Below are 230 nucleotides of genomic sequence, written 5' to 3'. Positions count from 1 at the left end.
ACAGGGTGACCAGAGTGAACATTGCCAGGTAGTTCAGACTCACACCTTCGCTGATATAGCCAGGCATAACTGCCTCGCGGCTTAACTCCACGACATGCACTAATGGGTTCCAGAGTAGATACGACCAGTATTGCTTTGGAATTGAGTGCAGAGGGAACATGATGCAGGAGATGAAATACAGCGGCTTAAGCAGTATCGGCAGGACCTTTTGCATTTCAGGGAAGGTTTTA

1 protein-coding gene is annotated in these 230 nt (G+C 48.3%); it reads right to left on the bottom strand.

The features are described 5' to 3' along the window. Positions 1-230 (bottom strand): ABC transporter permease (locus tag QP437_RS10545; RefSeq protein WP_285267806.1); only part of this gene is annotated, 230 nt, incomplete at both ends.

Origin of the sequence: Haemophilus sp. UMB1048 (assembly GCF_030218125.1) — a bacterium.
GTDB lineage: Bacteria > Pseudomonadota > Gammaproteobacteria > Enterobacterales > Pasteurellaceae > Haemophilus_D.
This window is presented reverse-complemented; position numbering and strand designations above follow the sequence as displayed.